Origin of the sequence: Pseudomonas costantinii (assembly GCF_001870435.1) — a bacterium.
GTDB lineage: Bacteria > Pseudomonadota > Gammaproteobacteria > Pseudomonadales > Pseudomonadaceae > Aquipseudomonas > Aquipseudomonas costantinii.
Window position 1 is genome coordinate 1 of the sequence record NZ_MDDR01000045.1, and the last position, 17,344, is coordinate 17,344.

At 60.6% G+C, this 17,344-nt stretch carries 18 protein-coding genes; 4 read left to right on the top strand and 14 right to left on the bottom strand.

Features of this window, described 5'->3' with window-relative positions:
* The coding region (locus tag BFL40_RS25910; protein ID WP_071486602.1) for a response regulator transcription factor at positions 1-606 on the bottom strand (606 nt) is incomplete at its 3' end.
* Positions 607-984: 378 nt separating this feature from the next.
* Here BFL40_RS25910 and BFL40_RS25915 point away from each other — a divergent pair.
* On the top strand, positions 985-1,761 hold the full coding sequence (locus BFL40_RS25915) for an ABC transporter substrate-binding protein (protein ID WP_071486603.1): 777 nt from the start codon (positions 985-987) through the stop codon (positions 1,759-1,761).
* 208 nt (positions 1,762-1,969) lie between these two features.
* Here BFL40_RS25915 and BFL40_RS25920 read toward each other — a convergent pair whose 3' ends face one another.
* The 11 genes from BFL40_RS25920 to BFL40_RS25970 form a co-directional block, all read right to left on the bottom strand.
* The gene (locus tag BFL40_RS25920; protein WP_071486604.1) at positions 1,970-2,596 is read right to left on the bottom strand and encodes a helix-turn-helix transcriptional regulator; all 627 of its coding nucleotides are present in this window, start codon (positions 2,594-2,596) and stop codon (positions 1,970-1,972) included.
* The gene (locus tag BFL40_RS25925; protein WP_071486605.1) at positions 2,596-3,729 is read right to left on the bottom strand and encodes an NAD(P)/FAD-dependent oxidoreductase; all 1,134 of its coding nucleotides are present in this window, start codon (positions 3,727-3,729) and stop codon (positions 2,596-2,598) included. Before BFL40_RS25925 ends, BFL40_RS25920 begins: the two co-directional genes overlap by 1 nt.
* A gap of 20 nt (positions 3,730-3,749) precedes the next feature.
* The gene (locus tag BFL40_RS25930; protein ID WP_071486606.1) at positions 3,750-4,697 is read right to left on the bottom strand and encodes an ornithine cyclodeaminase family protein; all 948 of its coding nucleotides are present in this window, start codon (positions 4,695-4,697) and stop codon (positions 3,750-3,752) included.
* 108 nt (positions 4,698-4,805) lie between these two features.
* The gene (locus BFL40_RS25935; RefSeq protein ID WP_071486607.1) at positions 4,806-6,161 is read right to left on the bottom strand and encodes an ATP-binding protein; all 1,356 of its coding nucleotides are present in this window, start codon (positions 6,159-6,161) and stop codon (positions 4,806-4,808) included.
* Positions 6,137-6,802, bottom strand: coding sequence for a response regulator transcription factor (locus BFL40_RS25940; RefSeq protein ID WP_071486608.1), 666 nt, complete (start codon positions 6,800-6,802; stop codon positions 6,137-6,139). The genes BFL40_RS25935 and BFL40_RS25940 overlap by 25 nt, the downstream gene beginning before the upstream one ends.
* An 80-nt stretch (positions 6,803-6,882) precedes the next feature.
* Positions 6,883-7,311: a hypothetical protein gene (locus BFL40_RS25945; protein WP_071486609.1), complete on the bottom strand. Its 429-nt coding sequence runs from the start codon at positions 7,309-7,311 to the stop codon at positions 6,883-6,885.
* A 23-nt stretch (positions 7,312-7,334) separates the two neighbouring features.
* On the bottom strand, positions 7,335-8,099 hold the full coding sequence (locus BFL40_RS25950) for a COG4705 family protein (protein WP_071486610.1): 765 nt from the start codon (positions 8,097-8,099) through the stop codon (positions 7,335-7,337).
* Between the two features lie 61 nt (positions 8,100-8,160).
* Positions 8,161-9,228 (bottom strand): ABC transporter ATP-binding protein, encoded by a 1,068-nt coding sequence (locus BFL40_RS25955; protein WP_071486611.1) that lies wholly within the window; start codon positions 9,226-9,228, stop codon positions 8,161-8,163.
* Positions 9,225-10,823, bottom strand: a complete 1,599-nt coding sequence (locus BFL40_RS25960) for an ABC transporter permease (RefSeq protein WP_408003990.1) — start codon at positions 10,821-10,823, stop codon at positions 9,225-9,227. The genes BFL40_RS25955 and BFL40_RS25960 overlap by 4 nt, the downstream gene beginning before the upstream one ends.
* Before the next feature lie 3 nt (positions 10,824-10,826).
* On the bottom strand, positions 10,827-11,843 hold the full coding sequence (locus BFL40_RS25965) for an iron ABC transporter substrate-binding protein (protein ID WP_071486613.1): 1,017 nt from the start codon (positions 11,841-11,843) through the stop codon (positions 10,827-10,829).
* A 348-nt stretch (positions 11,844-12,191) separates the two neighbouring features.
* A complete protein-coding gene (locus BFL40_RS25970; protein ID WP_071486614.1) occupies positions 12,192-12,500 on the bottom strand; it encodes a DUF6124 family protein in 309 nt (102 codons plus the stop codon).
* A 563-nt stretch (positions 12,501-13,063) separates the two neighbouring features.
* On the opposite strand from BFL40_RS25970, the gene BFL40_RS25975 reads away from it, so the two are divergent.
* A complete protein-coding gene (locus tag BFL40_RS25975; protein ID WP_071486615.1) occupies positions 13,064-14,053 on the top strand; it encodes a hypothetical protein in 990 nt (329 codons plus the stop codon).
* A 2-nt stretch (positions 14,054-14,055) separates the two neighbouring features.
* Positions 14,056-14,418: a hypothetical protein gene (locus BFL40_RS25980; protein ID WP_071486616.1), complete on the top strand. Its 363-nt coding sequence runs from the start codon at positions 14,056-14,058 to the stop codon at positions 14,416-14,418.
* A 29-nt stretch (positions 14,419-14,447) separates the two neighbouring features.
* On the opposite strand, the gene BFL40_RS25985 is transcribed toward BFL40_RS25980, so the two are convergent.
* Both BFL40_RS25985 and BFL40_RS25990 read right to left on the bottom strand, forming a co-directional pair.
* Positions 14,448-15,821, bottom strand: a complete 1,374-nt coding sequence (locus tag BFL40_RS25985; protein WP_071486617.1) for a sensor histidine kinase — start codon at positions 15,819-15,821, stop codon at positions 14,448-14,450.
* Positions 15,799-16,491 carry a response regulator transcription factor gene (locus tag BFL40_RS25990; protein ID WP_071486618.1) on the bottom strand — a complete coding sequence of 231 codons (693 nt, stop codon included), beginning with the start codon at positions 16,489-16,491 and terminating at the stop codon, positions 15,799-15,801. Before BFL40_RS25990 ends, BFL40_RS25985 begins: the two co-directional genes overlap by 23 nt.
* A gap of 116 nt (positions 16,492-16,607) precedes the next feature.
* On the opposite strand from BFL40_RS25990, the gene BFL40_RS25995 reads away from it, so the two are divergent.
* Positions 16,608-17,285 carry a response regulator transcription factor gene (locus BFL40_RS25995; RefSeq protein ID WP_071486619.1) on the top strand — a complete coding sequence of 226 codons (678 nt, stop codon included), beginning with the start codon at positions 16,608-16,610 and terminating at the stop codon, positions 17,283-17,285.
* The last annotated feature ends 59 nt before the right edge of the window (positions 17,286-17,344 follow it).

The window sequence follows — 17,344 nt, forward strand, 5'->3', positions numbered from 1 at the left end:
GACCAGCAGTTCGGCGCGGCTGAACACCCTTTTCGGCGCCTTGGCCAACTGGGCCAGCAACCTGAACTCCGTGACGGTCAGCGCCAAGGCAACGCTTTTGCCTGCAATGTTCACCGTCACTTCATGGCTTTCGATATCAATTTCAAATGCGTCCACCCGGATCATGGCGAGGCTGGTTCGGTCGTTGTTGGCGATGGAGCGCCTGAGCACTGCTTGGGTGCGGGCCACGACCTCTGCCGGGTTGAATGGCTTGACGATGTAGTCGTCGGCGCCGAGGCGCAGGCCCATGAGTTTGTCCAGGTCCTGGTCCTGCGCCGTGAGCATGATCACTGGCGTATTGCCGCGATGGCGCACTTCGGCCAGCACTTTCCAGCCGTCCACATGGGGCATCAGCACATCCAGCAGCACCAAGTCCGGCTTGAGCGTGTGGTGCATTTCCAGGGCGCGTCGTCCGTCGAGCGCGTGGGCGGTGCGAAAACCGCTGCGCTTGAGATAGGCAATCAGAATGTCCGCGATTTCAGGCTCGTCTTCCGCAATCAGCACGAGCGCCTGGGTTTCTCTGGCGCTCTCGGGTCGGGGCGTCGATGCAACGGGGAAATCAATCATGGTCTGCTCGGTGAATGTACCGCGTGCTGTTGTCTCCCTGCGCGCGCGGTTACCTGCCTTGTCGTGGGCGCCTGTCCATGGCCACGTTTACAAGTGCTGATCATAGCTTCTGGGTGAGGGTGCCCAACATCTGGTTGGTCCTGGAAATCACTTTTCGATGGGGCACTGCGGTGAGCGCAATTGTGCGAAACGAACGTGCGCTTTCATGGGAGGTTTTGTGGAGAAATGATGGAGACGGGTAGTTTTTCAAGTTTTCGGGCAGATTGACGTTTAATACACAAAAGTCCAGTATGGAAATATAAGTACAAAATAACGCCTCACTGCTCCATTTCTTTCTTCACTCTTGCCAAATCAACAACAACTTGCGAGACAACGATCATGAAGAAACGCCACCTTATTTCCGCCCTGGCCCTCAGCCTGTTTGCTTCCAGTCACTTGCTGGCCGCCGAGAAAACCCTGCGCATCGGCATAGAGGCGGCGTACCCGCCGTTCGCGTCCAAGACTGAAGAGGGCAAGATCGTCGGGTTCGACTACGACATCGGCAACGCGTTGTGCGCGCAGATGAAGGCCAAGTGCGTGTGGGTGGAAGGTGAGTTCGATGGGCTGATTCCTTCGCTCAAAGTGAAGAAAATCGACATGGCGCTGTCGTCCATGACCATCAACGAAGACCGCAAGAAGTCGGTGGATTTCACTCACAAGTATTACTTCACTTCGTCGCGCCTGGTGATGAAAGACGGCGCTGTGGTGGATGACCAGTACGCCAGTCTCAAGGGCAAGACCGTGGGTGTGCAGCGGGCTACGACCACCGACCGTTATGCCACCGAGGTGTTCGAGCCCAAGGGCATCAACGTCAAGCGCTACAGCAATAACGAAGAAATCTACATGGACTTGGCGGCGGGGCGCTTGGACGCAATTTTTGCCGACACGATTCCGTTGAGTGACTTCCTGTCGATGCCACGTGGCAAGGGTTACGCGTTTGTCGGTCCGGAACTCAAGGACCCGAAATACGTGGGCGAGGGCGCCGGGATTGCGGTGCGCAAGGGTAATACCGAGTTGGTCAGTGAGTTGAATGCGGCCATCGACGGTATTCGTGCCAATGGCGAGTATCAGAAGATTTCGCAGCAGTATTTCAAGTCGGATATCTACGGCGACTGAGTACATATCCGTTTTTTGGGTAACGGCGGCTATTGGTTCCGCTCTTACAGCGGCTTACTTTGGGCTGGGCCGGCATTCCGGCTTTTCCAAAGTGAGTCGCCGTAAGGGCGAAACCATAAGCCGCCGTTACCCAAAAAACGGATATGTACTCAGCAAACCAGCGACAACCACAAAGCCCAAGAGACACCTAGGCTGCGATCGCACTAGGTCAGCCCTTCAATTCCTTCAAATGCTTGTAAACCGTTGCCCGCCCCATGCCCAGCACATTGGCCACATAGTTCGAGGCGCTCTTGCCCTTGAACGCGCCTTCGGCATGCAGCGCCAACACCAGTTCACGCTTATGGTCACGAGTCAGCAGATTCAGGCTCAACTGACGCTCGCGCATCCAGGCATGCAAAAAGGTGTTGATCCGTTCCTGCCAATCATCGCGAAACAGCGAGTCCGGTTGCGGGATCAGCTTGCTCGGCGACAGGAACAGGTCCAACGCCGCCTTGGCGTTTTCGAACAGTGAAATATTCAAATTGATGCACAGCACCGCGAGCCGGCGACCTTTATGGTCATGCAGCACAGTGCTCAGGCTGCGAATTTTCTGACCGTCCCAATTAAGCTTTTCGTACGGCCCGATATTCACTTCGCTGATGTCATCGCTGAGCATGTCCTCCAGTGACGAGTCGTCACCGATGGCCCGTTTCGACAGGTTGTTGGCGATGTAATCGACCTTTTGCGTGCGCAAGTCATGCAGCACCACTTCTGCGTGGGGGAAGAACAGCGTGGCGATCGCATCGGCGACCGCGCGGAAATTCTGCATGACCTTTTCTTGTTCGGCGGTGTTCATCAATGCGGCTCCAGGCGGACGGGGGAGAGCATACCAGCGTCCAGGCCGAACCGTGTCAGTTGCTCGGGCAGCGGGGCGCCGCGCACCAGGGCCGCACTCGCCTGGCCCATGGCCGGAGACGTCTGGATGCCATAACCGCCTTGTGCCGCGACCCAGAACAGGCCGGGCACCCGGGGGTCGAAGCCCGACAGCAAATCACCATCGTGCACAAAACTGCGCAGGCCGGCCCAGGTCCGGGTCGGGCGGCGGATGGTCAGGGTGGTGGCTTCTTCGATCTGGTAAATACCCATGGCGATGTCCAGCTCTTCAGGCTGGACATCCTGGGGTTCGACCGGGTCGGCGTTGGCCGGTGAACCCAGGAACATGCCGGCATCGGGCTTCATGTAGAAGGCCTCGTCGAGGGCTACCAGCATCGGCCAATGGTGGGTGTCCAGGCCTTCGGGCCCGGCGAAGATGAAGGCCGAGCGGCGCTTGGGTTGCAGCCCGAGGGAGGCCGCGCCGGCCAGTCCGCCGATATGATCGGCCCATGCCCCGGCCGCGTTGATGATGATGGAAGTGGTGTACGTCGCGTCCTGGGTACGCACATGCCAAAGGCCGTCGGCGTCACGGTTCAGGCCCTGTACGTGGCTGTCGGTGCGCACTTCACTGCCGTTGCGGCGGATGCCGCGCAAGTAGCCTTGGTGCAGGGCGTCGGTGTCGATGTCGCTGGCCGTTGGGTCATAGATCGCGCCGTGGACTTTTTCGCGCCGCAGGATCGGCAGCCTTGCGCATGCTTCGTCGACACTCAACTGTTCGACCTGCGGCACGGTGGCTTTGGCGCTTTGGTATTGAGCCTTCAATTCGGCCGGGTCGCCGTTGAAGTCGACCGTCATTTCGCCGCGCGGTGTCAGCAATGGGTGCTCGCAGAAACCAGTTGGCGGGTTATCGAAAAACTCACGGCTGGCCAGGGTCAGTGCCCGCACTTGTGGTGTGCCATAAGCGGCGGTGTACAGCGCCGCCGAACGCCCGGTGGAGTGATAGGCTGGGTGGCTTTCACGCTCGAGCACCAGCACTTTACCGTGTTGCGACAGCCAGAAACCGGTGGACGCGCCTGCGATGCCGCCGCCGATGATGATGAAGTCTGCATGGCTCATGAACGTCTCCTGAAAGGGGGTTAGCGCTGGATTTGATACAGGGCATTGGCCAATGCGACATCTTCCAGGCCTAACCCGATCGAGCGGAAAAACACAGGACGGTCGTAGTTCGGGCGCTGGACCATATCACTGAGCAACTCGGGCAGGTCGCCGACCACGGCGCGTTTATCCCAACCGTGCTGTTCGCTGGCGATCAGCATTTCGCCGGCCGCGCCCGGGGTGGTCTGGCGGTAGTCGCAGAACACCTGCATGTCGTTGAGGCTTTGGGGCGGCACTTCATGGGCGCGCGGGGCGTTGGTGCTGATCGAGGTGATCAGCGCGGGTTTGCTCAGTCGCGACGGGTCGATCACCGGCCCGGCCGAAGAGGTGCAGAGCAGGATCACGTCGGCGTCTTCCAGGGCCGCCTCGCAGGTATTGGCGATAACCAGCCGTGGGTCCAGGCTTTGGAGGTGTGCGAGGGTTTCAGCACTCGCGCTGGCCAGGCGTGGCGAATACAGGCGGATGCTCTGCCAGTCCCGCAGGTTCTGCACGTAGCGCAAGTGGGCCTGGGCGACCTTGCCACTGCCGATGATCGCCAGGCGGCGGGCGGCGACGGGGGCCAGGGCGTCCACCGCCAACGCGGTGGTGGCCGCGGTGCGTTCGGTGGTCAGCTCGGCGGCATCGCAAAGCAACAGCGGCTGGCCGGTGTGCATCGACATCAACAGGGTCCAGGCCGTCACCAGCGGCCCTTGCTCGCGCACGATATAGGGCGAGGTCTTGACCCCGTACACTTCATCTTCGGCCAGCACGCCAAGGTAATTGATGAAGTCGCCGGCGCCATGCGGGAACTCCACCCGTTGTTGCGCCGGCTGCACCGCTTGCCCGGCGGCCATGTCGCGAAACAGCTTGTGCAGGATGTGGGGCACATCAACTTGCGCGAGTAGTTCACGGGCCTGGGCCCGGTTGATCACTAGAGGTGTGCTGGACATGGAGATCTCCGCAAATAAACTATTTTGTCCATTATGGACTTTTAGTTCTGCTGAGCAATATCCAGGCGAAAAAAAGCTGTGGGCCGGGAGCTACGGTTGAAGGTGACCTCAAACCGGATCGACGCGCAGCCAGACCGTGACGCACAAACCCCGTTGCGCCACCGCATCAGTAAACGACAGCTGCACCCGTGCCCCGGTGCGATCGGTGATCGCCTTGACGATCGACAACCCCAGCCCGGAACCGGCTTCGTCAGTGCCCAGGCTGCGATAGAACGGGTCGAACACCCGCGCTTGTTCCTCCACGGCAATGCCTGGGCCGGAGTCTTTGACTTGTAGCTGTACAGCGCCAGGTTCCAACACCACCGACAGGTCGATGCGCCCACCCTGCGGGGTATAGCGAATGGCGTTATCCACCAGGTTTTTGACCAGGGTGAACAGGTCCATTTCGTTGAAAACCACCTGCACATCCTGGGTGCTTTCAACGCCGATATCGATCTGCTTGCGTTCAGCAAGTGGCAGTAAATCTTCCAGGACTTGTCGATAAACGTCGTGCACCGAAAGCGTGGTTTGCAGCCGGTCCGACGCTGACTGCGCAGCCGCCAGGCTCAGGAGCTGATCGATCAGTTTTCGGCCGCGTTCGATGCCGCGCGACAACGGTACAAAACGCTCGCGGGTCGTGGGCGACATCTCAGTGGCGGCCAGGCGGTCGGCTTGCAGCGACAAGGCCGTCATTGGCGAGCGCAGCTCATGGGCGGCATCGGCGACAAAGCGCCGCTGGCTGTCCATGGATTGCGCGACGCGGGTCAGCAAGCGGTTGATGGCCACCACGAACGGGCGCACTTCAGTCGGCAGGTGCTGTTCCTCAATCGGGTGCAATTCCTGTTCTGCGCGCTGATCGATCTCCGCCGCCAACACGCCAATCGGGCGAAACAGCTTGCGCACCAGGTCGCCGACCACCAGCAACAACACCGGGAATAAAATCAGGAACGGCAACAAACTGCGCCAGGCGCTTTCGCGGGCGTCCTTGTCGCGGGCATCGGATTCCTGGGCCACGGCAATGCGCTCGCCGCGTGCGGTGGTGTGCACCAGTACGCGAAAGGCTTCGCCCGCCACCTCAACCGTGGACAGGCCATCGGCGAGGCCAGTGGGAAATGGTAATGGCAGGGCTTCATCGGTGGTGCCCGCAGCGTGTTGGCCGTCACTCAGGTACTGAATGATCACCCGGGACTCTTCGTCGTCGCCCTTGATGGTCGGGCCTTGCGCGTACTGCAGGGTCATCTGTTGGCGGTCAAACAACATCGCCACCTGGCGCAAGGTGTCGTCCTGCTGTTCGTGGGTTTCTTCGAAGGCTGAGACAAACGCAAACACGCTGGCCACCAACGCCACCAGCAGAATCGCCAGGGACAGCGTCACCGACAGCCGCAGTTGGACCGATTCACTCAAACGCTTTTTGAAACCATCCATCCCATGCCCCTGACGTTCTTGATCACGTGACTTCCCAACTTGCGCCGCAAGGCGTGAATCAAGAACTCGATGGCGTTGCTTTCCACCTCGTTGCCCCAGCCATACAGCCGGTCTTCCAATTCACTGCGTGAGAGGATCGTGCCCGGGCGAATCAGCAGTGCTTGCAGCAGCGCAAATTCGCGGCTGGACAGCGCCACGCCGCGATGCTCCTCGGTGCTGGCCTCCTTGGAGAGCAGGTCCAGCGACACCACACCGTTTGCCAGTAAAGACAGGGCGCTCCCGCCTTTACGACGCAGCACGGCCCGAATGCGCGCGAGCAATTCCGAAATGTCGAAGGGTTTGAGTAAGTAGTCGTCGGCACCGCCGTCGAGGCCGCGCAGGCGGTCATCGAGGCTGTCGCGGGCAGTGATGATCAGCAGGGGCACGGGGTTGTTGCGGGCGCGGATGCTGTCCAGCACGTCGAGGCCGTCTTTGCCGGGCAGGCCGAGGTCCAGCAGCACCAGGTCGTAGGGGTGGGTGTCGAGTGCGGCGAGACCCGTGAGGCCGTTCTTGACCCAGTCGGCGGCATAGCTCGCATCGCTGAGCGCGCGCTGGATGGCGTCGCCAATCATTGGGTCGTCTTCGACCAGCAGTATCCGCATGTCCCTCTCCGCAAAAAGCAAACGCGGCGAGGTGATCGCCGCGTTTGTATTGAAGCACTCAGGCAGGTATTTGTCTGGTATTAGCCTTTCATCAAATCGAAGGTCTTGAGCAGGTCATCCATCGAGGACTTGCAGTCAGCCGGGTTCGGGTTGCCGTCACGCAACGCCGAGAGTGCACGGTCGATGGCCTTGTCCAGCACATGCCAGTCGTTCGCGGCCCGAGGTTTGATGCCGGCTTCGGCGGAGTCCCAGGTGGTTTCCAGGTCCTTGATACGGGCTTTGGCACCCGGCAGGTCGTTCTTGGCGACAAGCCCGGACACGTCCACCGCGATGCTGCGGAACTCGGACAGGTCGCCCAGTTTCGACGCCTGGCGTTGGCTGGCTGGTGCGCTGGCGTTGGAGGCGTCTTTGGGCTTGTCGGCAGGTTTCGAACAGCCCGTGGCGATGCTCAGCATAAAGATCGCTGAAACAATGGCGGCGTGGCGGATCATGTTTTGAACTTTGCTCATGAGGGTGTCCTTGGTGTGAGTATTTATTGAGTAATGGCTTTGCGGTTGCCGACACTGAGTTGCGCGACGGCCACCAGCAGGACAATCACGCAGAGGAACAGCGCGCTGGTCCAACTGGCGCCCATGCCCAGGCCGCCGTAGGTCTTGGCCTGGGTGAGCAGGTCGCCGAGGGACGCGCCGAACGGTCGAGTGAGGATGTAGGCGACCCAGAAGGTCAGCACGCTGTTGACGCCCAGGCGCCAGGCCAGCAGGGCGACACCGATCAAACCGGCGAAGATCACCGCGCCAAGGGTGAAACCCAGGCCCAGTGCTTCAGTGGCCAGGTCACCGGCGGCAGTGCCCAGGGCAAAGGTGCAGAGCACGGTCGTCCAGTAGAACCACTCACGGCGTGGGGTCACAATGTCCTGGATCGACAGGCTGCGTTCCGTGCGGTACCAGACGGTAAAGTTAAGCGCGAGCAACACCGAAAAAATCGCCGTGCTGGCGTACAGGCTGACGTCGAGTTTATCGGTGAGGATATCGGTGATCTGCGTGCCGACGATGCTCACCAGCACTACGGTCAGCCAGTAGATCCAAGGGGTGTAGGCCTTGGTACGCATCTGCCAGAACAACGCGATGGACAGCAGCGCGGCCATGCCGATGCTGGTCCAGCCGGCGCCGAAGCCGGCATCGACGGCGAGGTAATCCGCGCCGGTTTCGCCCACGGTCGTGGACAATATCTTGATGACCCAGAATGACAGCGTCACCTCGGGTACTTTGTTCAGCCAACGGGCTGCTGTGGCATTCATCGGGGTTACCTCTCCTTGACGGCGCTGTGGTTGGCGCAGGGGAGAAGGTAAACCCCGAAACTTAGCTGAGACTGAGGGCCGGCTCTTTTTTCAATACATGGGCCATGCCGACCGTCGTGAGGTGCACCACGCTGCCGGTGGGCGGGGCCTGCAGGCCGGAGCTGCGCACCAGAATGGCTTGGCCGGGTTCGGACTCATCGGGTTGCAGCACCACGGTCAGCGTGCAGGTATTGCCGCCGAACTCGCGTTCGGTCACCACCCCACGGCAGCCGGAAACATCGGTTGTACTTAACTGCAACTGCTCCGGGCGCAGCATGATGCGCGTCGTTTCGTGGTTGAGTTTGCTATCGACCTGCACACGCCCCAAGCCGCAATGCGCCCAACCGGCTTCGATTCTGGCGGGCATCACCACGGCTTCGCCGAGAAACAACGCGGTTTGCTCGTCGACGGGGTACTGATAGAGGTCCATCGGGTGACCCGATTGCACCAGGCGGCCCTGGCGCATCACCGCCAATTGGTCGGCGAATGACAGCGCTTCACTTTGATCATGGGTGACCAGAATCGTGGTGATACCCGCATCGCTCAGCAATCGCGCGACCATCTTGCGCATGGCCGAGCGCAACCCGGTGTCCAGTGCGGAGAACGGCTCATCCAGCAACATCAGCCGTGGCTGTTGCGCCAGCGCCCGGGCCAGTGCCACACGTTGCTGCTGGCCGCCGGACAGTTCGTGCGGCCAGCGCCGGGCCATGTTGGCGTCGAGGGCTACGCTGTCCATCAGTTCGGCGATGCGGGTGTGCCGGGAATCACCCTTGGTCGCCAGGCCGAAGCCGATATTGTCGGCCACGGTCATGTGCGGGAACAGCGCGCCATCTTGCGGCACGTAGCCGATTTGGCGCTGGTGGGCGGGCACGGCGTGAGTGGCGTCGACCAGTGTCTGGCCGTTCAGGGTCAGGCTGCCGGTGTCGGGGAATTCAAAGCCGGCAATCATCCGCAGCAAGGTGGTCTTGCCGGAGCCGGAGGGCCCGACGATCACCGTGCGGCTACCCGTGGGCACCGACAAGTTGACGTCCGCCAGGGCACGCTGGGCGCCGAAGGATTTGCAGATGGCGTGGAGTTCGAGGGCGTTCATCGGCCTGCCGTGCGTTTGGATTGATGGTAGAGAAGGCCGGTCAACGGCAGTGAAAGCAGGATCATGATCAGTGCGTAGGGCGCAGCGGCGGCGTAGTCGATCTCGCTGGTCATCGCCCAAAAACCGGTGGCCAAGGTGCGCGTGCCGTTAGGCGCCAGCAGCAGGGTGGCGGTCAGTTCGTTGGTGATCGCCAGGAACACCAGCGCCGCACCTGCGGCAGCGGCCGGTGCAGCCAGGCGCATCGTGATCAGCCACAGTGCGCGACCGGGTGAGCGACCAAGGCTGCGCGCCATGTTTTCCAACTCCACCGGGGCCTGGGCGATACCGGCGCGCAAACTGACCAGCGCCCGTGGCAGGAACATCAACAGGTAGGCCAGCAGTACGGTAATCGTGGTCTGGTAGATCGGCCGGGCAAAGTGAATAGTCACCGTGACCAGCGCCAGGGCCACCACGATACCGGGCAAGGAACTGGTGATGTAGTTGCAGCTTTCCAGGATGCGCTGCAAACGCCCCGGTGCCCGAATCGACAGCCAGGCAATCGGCACCGCCGCGCAGGTGGTCAACACGGCACCGGCAATCCCCAGCAGCACGGTTTGCTCCAACGCCGGCAACAGTTCGCTGAACTGCCAGACTTCACGGCCACCGGCGATCAACCATTTGCCCAAGGTGAACAGCGGAACGCCCAGGGCCAACACACAGGTCATGCCTTGCAAGCCAAGGGCGAGCAGGGTGGTGCCTGAACTCAGCGTTACGATGCGCTGTTCCCGTGCGCTGCCCGACCCGACCCGCGCATAGCGCGCGTGGCCGCGTGCAGCGGACTCCGCCGTCAGCATCGCCAGGCAACACAGTGCCAATACGGCCGCGAGCATATTGGCCGCCGGGCCATTAAAGGTGGATTTGAACTGATCGAAAATCGCGGTGGTGAAGGTGTCAAAGCGAATCATCGCGTACAGGCCATATTCGGCCAGCAAGTGCAGGCCCACCAGCAGCGCACCGCCGCAGATCGCCAGGCGCAGTTGCGGCAACACCACACGCAAAAACACCGCCCAAGGCTTGAGGCCCAGGGACTCGGCCACGTCTTCAATCGCAGGATCAAGCCGGCGCAAGGTCGCCGCCACCGGCAAGTACAGAAAGGGGAAATAGGCAATCACCGAGACCAGAATGCCGGCCGGCAAACCGTGAATGGAGGGCACCAGGCTGACCCAGGCGTAACTGTGTACAAACGCCGGCACCGCCAGCGGCGCAACCGCTAATAACGACCAGGCACGTCGGCCCGGCAGGTTGCTGCGTTCGGTCAACCACGCCAGCGCAGTGCCCAGCACCACGCACAAGGGCAGGGTGAAGACCACCAGCAACACGGTGTTGACCAACAGTTCGCCCACCCGTGGGCGCCATACCAACGCTTCGATCTGCTCCCAGCCGATTTGCCAGGACACGCCGATGACAAACGCTATCGGCAACAGCGCCAACAGCGAAACCAGTACAGACAAGCTCGTGACCCACGTACCCCCACGGCCCCTGAACAGGCCGTGAGTGCGTCGTTGTGGTTGCACAGGTATCGCGTGGGCGATACCTGGCATTGGGGCTTCAGGCAACAATCAGAGCAATCCGGCCTGGGTCATCAACTCGACAGCCTTTTTGCTGTTGAGCTTGGAAGCGTCGACCTTTGGCGCGTCAAGTTGTGCCAACGGCACCAGCTTGGGGTTCGACTGAGCGTTCTGGCCCACAGCGTATTCAAACGAATTGCCGTCCTTGAGAATCGCCTGGCCTTCTTTGCCGGTGATCCACTTCAAGAAGGCTTGGGCCTGTTCCTGGTGTTTGCTGGAGGCCAACACCGCGCCACCGGAGATGCTCACAAAAGCGCCCGGGTCCTGATGCTTGAAGTAGTGCAGGCTGGTGTTTTTGCTGTTTTCGCCGGTCTTGGATTGGTCGACGAAGCTGTAGTAGTGATAAATCACGCCGCTGTCGACCTGGCCGGCATTGACGGCTTTGAGCACTGCGCTGTTGCCCCGGTAAATGCTCGCGTTGGCTTTCATTGCCTTGAGCCAGTCGAGGGTAGCGGCTTCGCCCTTGAGTTCCAACACGGCGGCGACGATGGCCTGGAAGTCGGCACCGGCCGGCGATGCAGCCCAACGGCCTTTCCAGCTTGGCGAGGCCAGGTCCAGCAAGGATTTGGGCAAGTCGGCTTCTTTGAGTTTGCTCGGGTTGTACACAAACACCGTGGAGCGTGCGGCAATGCCCAACCATTTGCCGTGGGCCGGGCGATAGGCTGCGCCCACTTGTTCCAGGGTGGTCGGCGCTACCGGCGCGAACAGCCCGGCGTTGTCTACCAGCACCATGGCTGGAGAGTTTTCGGTGAGGAATACGTCGGCGGGGGAGGCGGCGCCTTCCTGCACGATCTGGTTGCCCATCTCAGTGTCGTCGCCGTTGCGCACGGTCACTGGGATCCCGGTTTCCTGGGTGAAGCCTTCGACCCATGCCTTGGTGAGGCTTTCGTGTTGCGCGTTGTACACCACGATACCGACGGCGTCGCTGGCGGCATAAACGTGCCCGGCGCTGACCAGAGCGGTAGCGAGCAGGGCTTTTTTAATGAACGAAGGAAGGCGGGTGGTCATGCGGTGGGCGCTCCGGGTTTTTTTGGATGCACGGGAAGTCCGTGAGAGGTCAACTGAATCTAGACCAATAGGAATCATTTGCATGTTTGGGCGCGGGGAATGTAGAGGCGTAGATGTGAAAATAATGTCAAGAAAATGGTTACCAAATGTTAGGAGGGCTTTCAGGCGGAGCAGGTTAACTGTGTGTGGGGGGCTTGCTTGCTATGGCCATCGGTATCTATACAGCTCTTGGTGCTTGGCCATTTTCTTTAGGTAGGCTGAGTACATATCCGTTACCCAAACAACGGATATGTACCCAGCGGCACCGCGACAACCACAGAGTCCAAGCCACACAGTGTTTAACCGCGTTTAGGCAGGGGCTTTCCCGGGCGTCAGGCACTCAATGGAGCGACCCACCGTGGTCTTGGCCATTTCCAACAAATGCCACACCGCCAGAATCTTCGCCCGTTCGGGACTTGCCAGCAGATCACCGCAATTGAGCGCAGTAGCCGAAGCGCTGTCGAGCAAACTGGCGGTATAGAGCAGGGCATCTTCGAAGCTCAAGTCTTCGATGGCGCTATGAACACTCTGGGTAGGGAGGTAATGGTCGATGGCGCGGTTGAACGCGGCACGGTCTTTGGCTGAATTACAGGGTGGATCGGGGACGACTTTTTTCATGGTGTAAGTCCACATGGTTGGAGCTGACACCCGTCGCGACTAAACGAAGGTGGCGGCTGTACGCAGGTTAGTCGACCGGCCACATGGCAAACCGGCGCACCCGAAGGTGCCCTACGCACAGCCACCATAAAACTTCACGGGGGACCATGCGCCATATGAACTCCGGGCGACTAAACCCGATCACTGATTAGCAGTGACGGACCGCAGACTAGCCACCGATTCCAACAGGCACAAGGCGGCAGGGATTGTCTAGGAAACGTCCTGCAATTTAAAGAGACACGGCTTGCTGGCCCTTTACAAACCGTGACGAAATGCCACTAGCCCCGCCCGTCAAATGTGGCAACAGGCTTGCCTGTGACTGCCATTGATATCCACACACCTTGGCTCTACACCAAACCCAAAGACCCTAAAACCGTTGAGGTGAGTGGCTTTTTTGTAGGCGCTTCTTCCTTGCGATGTAGGCAACTTCCCAAATGTTATTCAGCCTTCCCAGGCTTGTGTCCAGGGCGTATTCGCTTGCTTATATTCCGACGCCATCTTCATTGCATCCAGGGATGTGAGGCATGGCGCAGGGCTACATCAACGACCGTAGGACGGACTACCACAGCCTAAAATCCCGGTTGATGGGCGGTGCCCCAAGTCGGCAGCGTTTCGATCATTTCGACGTGCTGAACAGGCACCTGCGTCCTGGGCTGGTGACGCCGGGGCAGTTGGTGATTGTTCCCGATACCTACAGCGTGACCTGCTCGCTGGAAGAAGCCTGGTTGATGCGCCAGGCCGAGACGATTCGTCGGGATCTGGACACAGGCTCCGGAACCCAAGTGGTCAACAACTATGACCTGCTGCAGAGCTTTCTGGGGTACGGCTCGTTGGGAGTGGGCAGCGCGACATCGGCGTGGGCGCGGCACCTGGACGAAGTGGCGCATACGCTGGCGGAGATTGAGCGGCTGCATCAGCGCCTGAAAACCGGTGGCTTGGAGCGTGATGCGTTTTTTCGCCAGCGCAAGGCTCTGTTCGGGCTGCTGGACACCCAGCTGCAAGGCGCAGCGCGATTTGGCACGGGGTTACAGGGCAATCAGGCGCTGAAAAAGGTGCTGGGGATTTCAACCAAAAGCTATCTGCATAAGGGTGAAATTGCCGGGTATGCGCAGCGGACGCGGGATATTGCGCAGATGTCGAAGTGGTTGGGGAAGGGGGCGTATGTCGGGTTGGCACTGGACGTGGGTGTGGCAGGGTTGGAGATCAAGGAGGCGTGTGTGGAGGGTCGGGAGGCGCAGTGTCGGCGGGCGAAGTACGTGGAGACGGGGAAGTTGGTGGGCGGTGTGGCGGGGGCTCATTGGGGAGGGAAGATAGGTGCGAAATTAGCCCGTCGCAGTTGTGAGGTTTTTTTGGGCGTTGCGGCTAAAGGAAACGGTGTGCTGGCCTGCGCAGTGATCGGCGGTGCTGCGGGAGGATATGCCGGAGGCAACTTATTCGGCGCTGGCGGTGCGTTTCTGGGTGGGCAAATCGAAGAGATCGATGGTGATTTTATCTTTCAGCCAGAGGGCGCTTAAGCATGGATTTTCAACTCATCCTTGCAATCTTTATGTCTGTAGGTGCGTTCGTTTTCGCGGGGCTGACTTTATACGCTGAGTACACAAAGCTCGAAGCGCTGGAAAGCTACTTCAGCGAGAACAAGGTGGTCTGTGATCACAAACGTTTTTGGGGCAGAAATCAGCACATCGACCGATTTCATCGCATGCTCCTGATCACTGAACTGTTGGGCATGCCTAAATTTCACATCAAAAGAGGGGAGGTGACCGAGGCTGAACTGGCGTCCGTCCCCCTATCCCTCAAGCGTTGGGCGTTGTGGCCGTATCATTTTGGGATGGTATGGGCTGCTAGTGGTGTCCTCTGGGGCGTCTTGTATGGCTGGTAGCCTACGATGATTTTTCGATGCATCAGCCCTTATCGCGAGCCGGCAACCCTATTCAATCGCATCTCCACCCGGCACCCCGGCGCCGCATCGCTGACCGTCAGTTGCAGATCATGCAACCGCGCCACCGCCGCCACCATGCTCAACCCAAGCCCATTGCCCGGCGTATGTCGGCTTGCCTCGGCACGATACAACCGGCGCAGTACGGCTTGGCGTTCGGCTTCGGGAATTCCCGGTCCGTTGTCAGTCACCTGAATACTCACCCCCGACGCATCGGCCACGATGCTCAAGCGCACTTGACTGTGTTCGGGTGAAAACTTGATGGCGTTATCCAGCAGGTTGCACAGGGCGTCGAACAACAGTTGGGCATCGCCCGCGATGATCGCCGGCGCCTGGCTGTTGTCGACGCGCAGGCTGATGCCACGTTCTTCCGCCAGCGGCTCGTAGAGTTCGGCGGCGTCGGCGGCGATCAGGTTCAGGTCCACCGGGGCAAAGTGGCTGCGGCGGGCGCTGTTTTCAATTTCGGAGATGCGCAGCAAGGCCTTGAAGGTCAGCAGCAAGCCCTTGGCTTCGCTCAGCGCGGCATCGACGCTGACGGCGTAGTCCGCAGGTTCCATATCGCGCCGCTGCGCGCGTTCCAGGCCGGCGATCAGGCGGGTCAGTGGGGTGCGCAGGTCGTGGGCGATGTCATCGCACACGCCCTTGACCTCGCTCATCAAGCGTTCCAATTCATCGAGCATGCTGTTGACCACCAGGGCCAGGCGGTCGATGTCGTCGTTGTTGCCGCGCACCGGCAGGCGGCCGGTCAAGTCGCCTTCGATGATGCCCTTGATCGAGCGGCTGACCTTGTCCAGGCGCCGATGCGCCAGGTACCCCAGCGCGACTGCGCCCACCAGCCCGACCAGCAGTAGCAGCAGGCCGCTGGAGATCAGCGCGTTGATCAGCAGTTCGTCGAATTCGCGAATGTCGTGCATGTCCTGGGCGACCAACAGCAGCGTGCCGTCATCCAGCCGATGCACGATAAACCGCACGGGGCGGTGGTGCCCGTTGGCCCTGAGCCAGCGAAATTCCTGGGGTGTGTCCAACGCGGTGTAGTGCGGCAACTCGCGAATGGCGCCGGCAATGTACTGCCCTTGTGCGTCAAACAGGCTATGGGGCAGGCGGGCTTCGGTGTCTTGCGCGACGTGTTTGCGAATTTCATGCAGGCGTAACTCGGGGTCCTGCGCACTGCGATTTTCCACCTGGCGATACAGCGCGGTGTCCGCTTCGGTTTTCAAGTAGAACGCGGTCTGCCAGTAGATGTAGCCGAACAACGCCAAAAACGAACAGCCGAACAGCCCCAGGAATAACAGGCCGGTGCGAAAGCTGATGGTGCGCGGGATCTCACTCAGGCGAGCGAAGGACATAGCCGGCTCCTCGCACGGTGTGGATCATCTGCCCTTCGCCTTCGCCATCGATTTTGCGGCGCAGGCGGCCGATGTGCACTTCGATGACGTTGGTGCGCTCGTCATAGCTGTAGTTCCACACCGCTTCAAACAGCATGGTGCGGGTGATCACTTGGCTTGCGTTGCGCATCAGGTGTTCGAGCAGGGCATATTCGCGCGGCACCAACTCGATCACGCGCTCGCCGCGCCTGACCGTACGGCGCATCAGGTCGACTTCCAGGTTGGCCACCCGCAGGTGCGTCTCCTGCGCCGGGGCCGTCGGCTCGGCGCGTCGGCGGTTCAGGGCGTCCAGGCGTGCGGTCAGTTCGATGAACTCGAAGGGTTTGGTCAGGTAATCATCGCCTCCGGCACGCAGGCCGCGCACGCGCTCATCAAGGGCGCTCAAGGCGCTGAGGATCAACACCGGCGTGGTGGTGCCCGCTGCGCGCAGGGCGGTAAGCACGCCAAGGCCATCGACGCCGCCGGGCAGCATGCGGTCGAGCACGATCAGGTCGAAGGGCTCGCTCAACGCCTTGAGCAGGCCGTCGCGACCGTTCAACACGGTGGTCACGGTAAAACCGTAGTCACTGAGTGCCAGTTCGATTTCGCGGGCGGTGGTTATGTCGTCTTCAACGACCAGAACATGAGTCATGGCAAGAGAACCGGTCACGTCTTCAGGGCAGAGGTGGCATAGTGTGGCAAAGCCTTGGGGGGCGCTACGTCCCCGCCAGATAAATTAAAGTTTAGATTCACGCCGGAGACGAAGCCGTGCGCATCCTTGTGGTTGAAGATGACGAACAGACCGCCACCTACCTGCTGCGTGGGTTGAGCGAAAGCGGGCATGTGGTCGACGTGGCCAGTGACGGCACCCACGGCCTGGGCCTGGCCCTGGAAGGAATTCACGATGCGTTGATTGTGGACCGGCGTCTGCCGGGCCTTGACGGTATCGGCCTGGTCAAGGCGCTGCGGGCGCGACAGTCGCGGGTGCCGGTGCTGATGCTCAGCGCCCAGTCGTCGACGCAAGACAAGGTCGAAGGCCTGCAAGCCGGTTGCGATGATTACCTGGGCAAGCCCTATGCCTTTGCCGAAGTGTTGGCGCGGCTCGATGCGCTGCTACGCGGCCGTGAACAGCCAGGCAGTCCGGCCCGCACCCTGCACGTGGGCGAGTTGCAACTCGATTGCGCCACCCGCACCGCCGTGCGCCAGGGCCGCACGATTGTTCTGCAACACCGCGAGGCGCTATTGCTGGAAAAACTCATGCGCCACAGCGGCCAGGTGGTGACCCGCGACATGCTGCTCGACAGCGCCTGGGACTATGACTTCGACCCCAATGACAATGTGATCGACAAACACATCCATCGCCTGCGTCGCAAGCTGGACGAGGGTTTCGAGTACTCGCTGATCAAGACCATTCCCGGTGCCGGCTACAGTTTTCAGGCTAGTTAAACAAAAGTTTATCGACTGACGAACGCCCTGGCAGGCACCTCTCGCTATCTTCGCCGCAT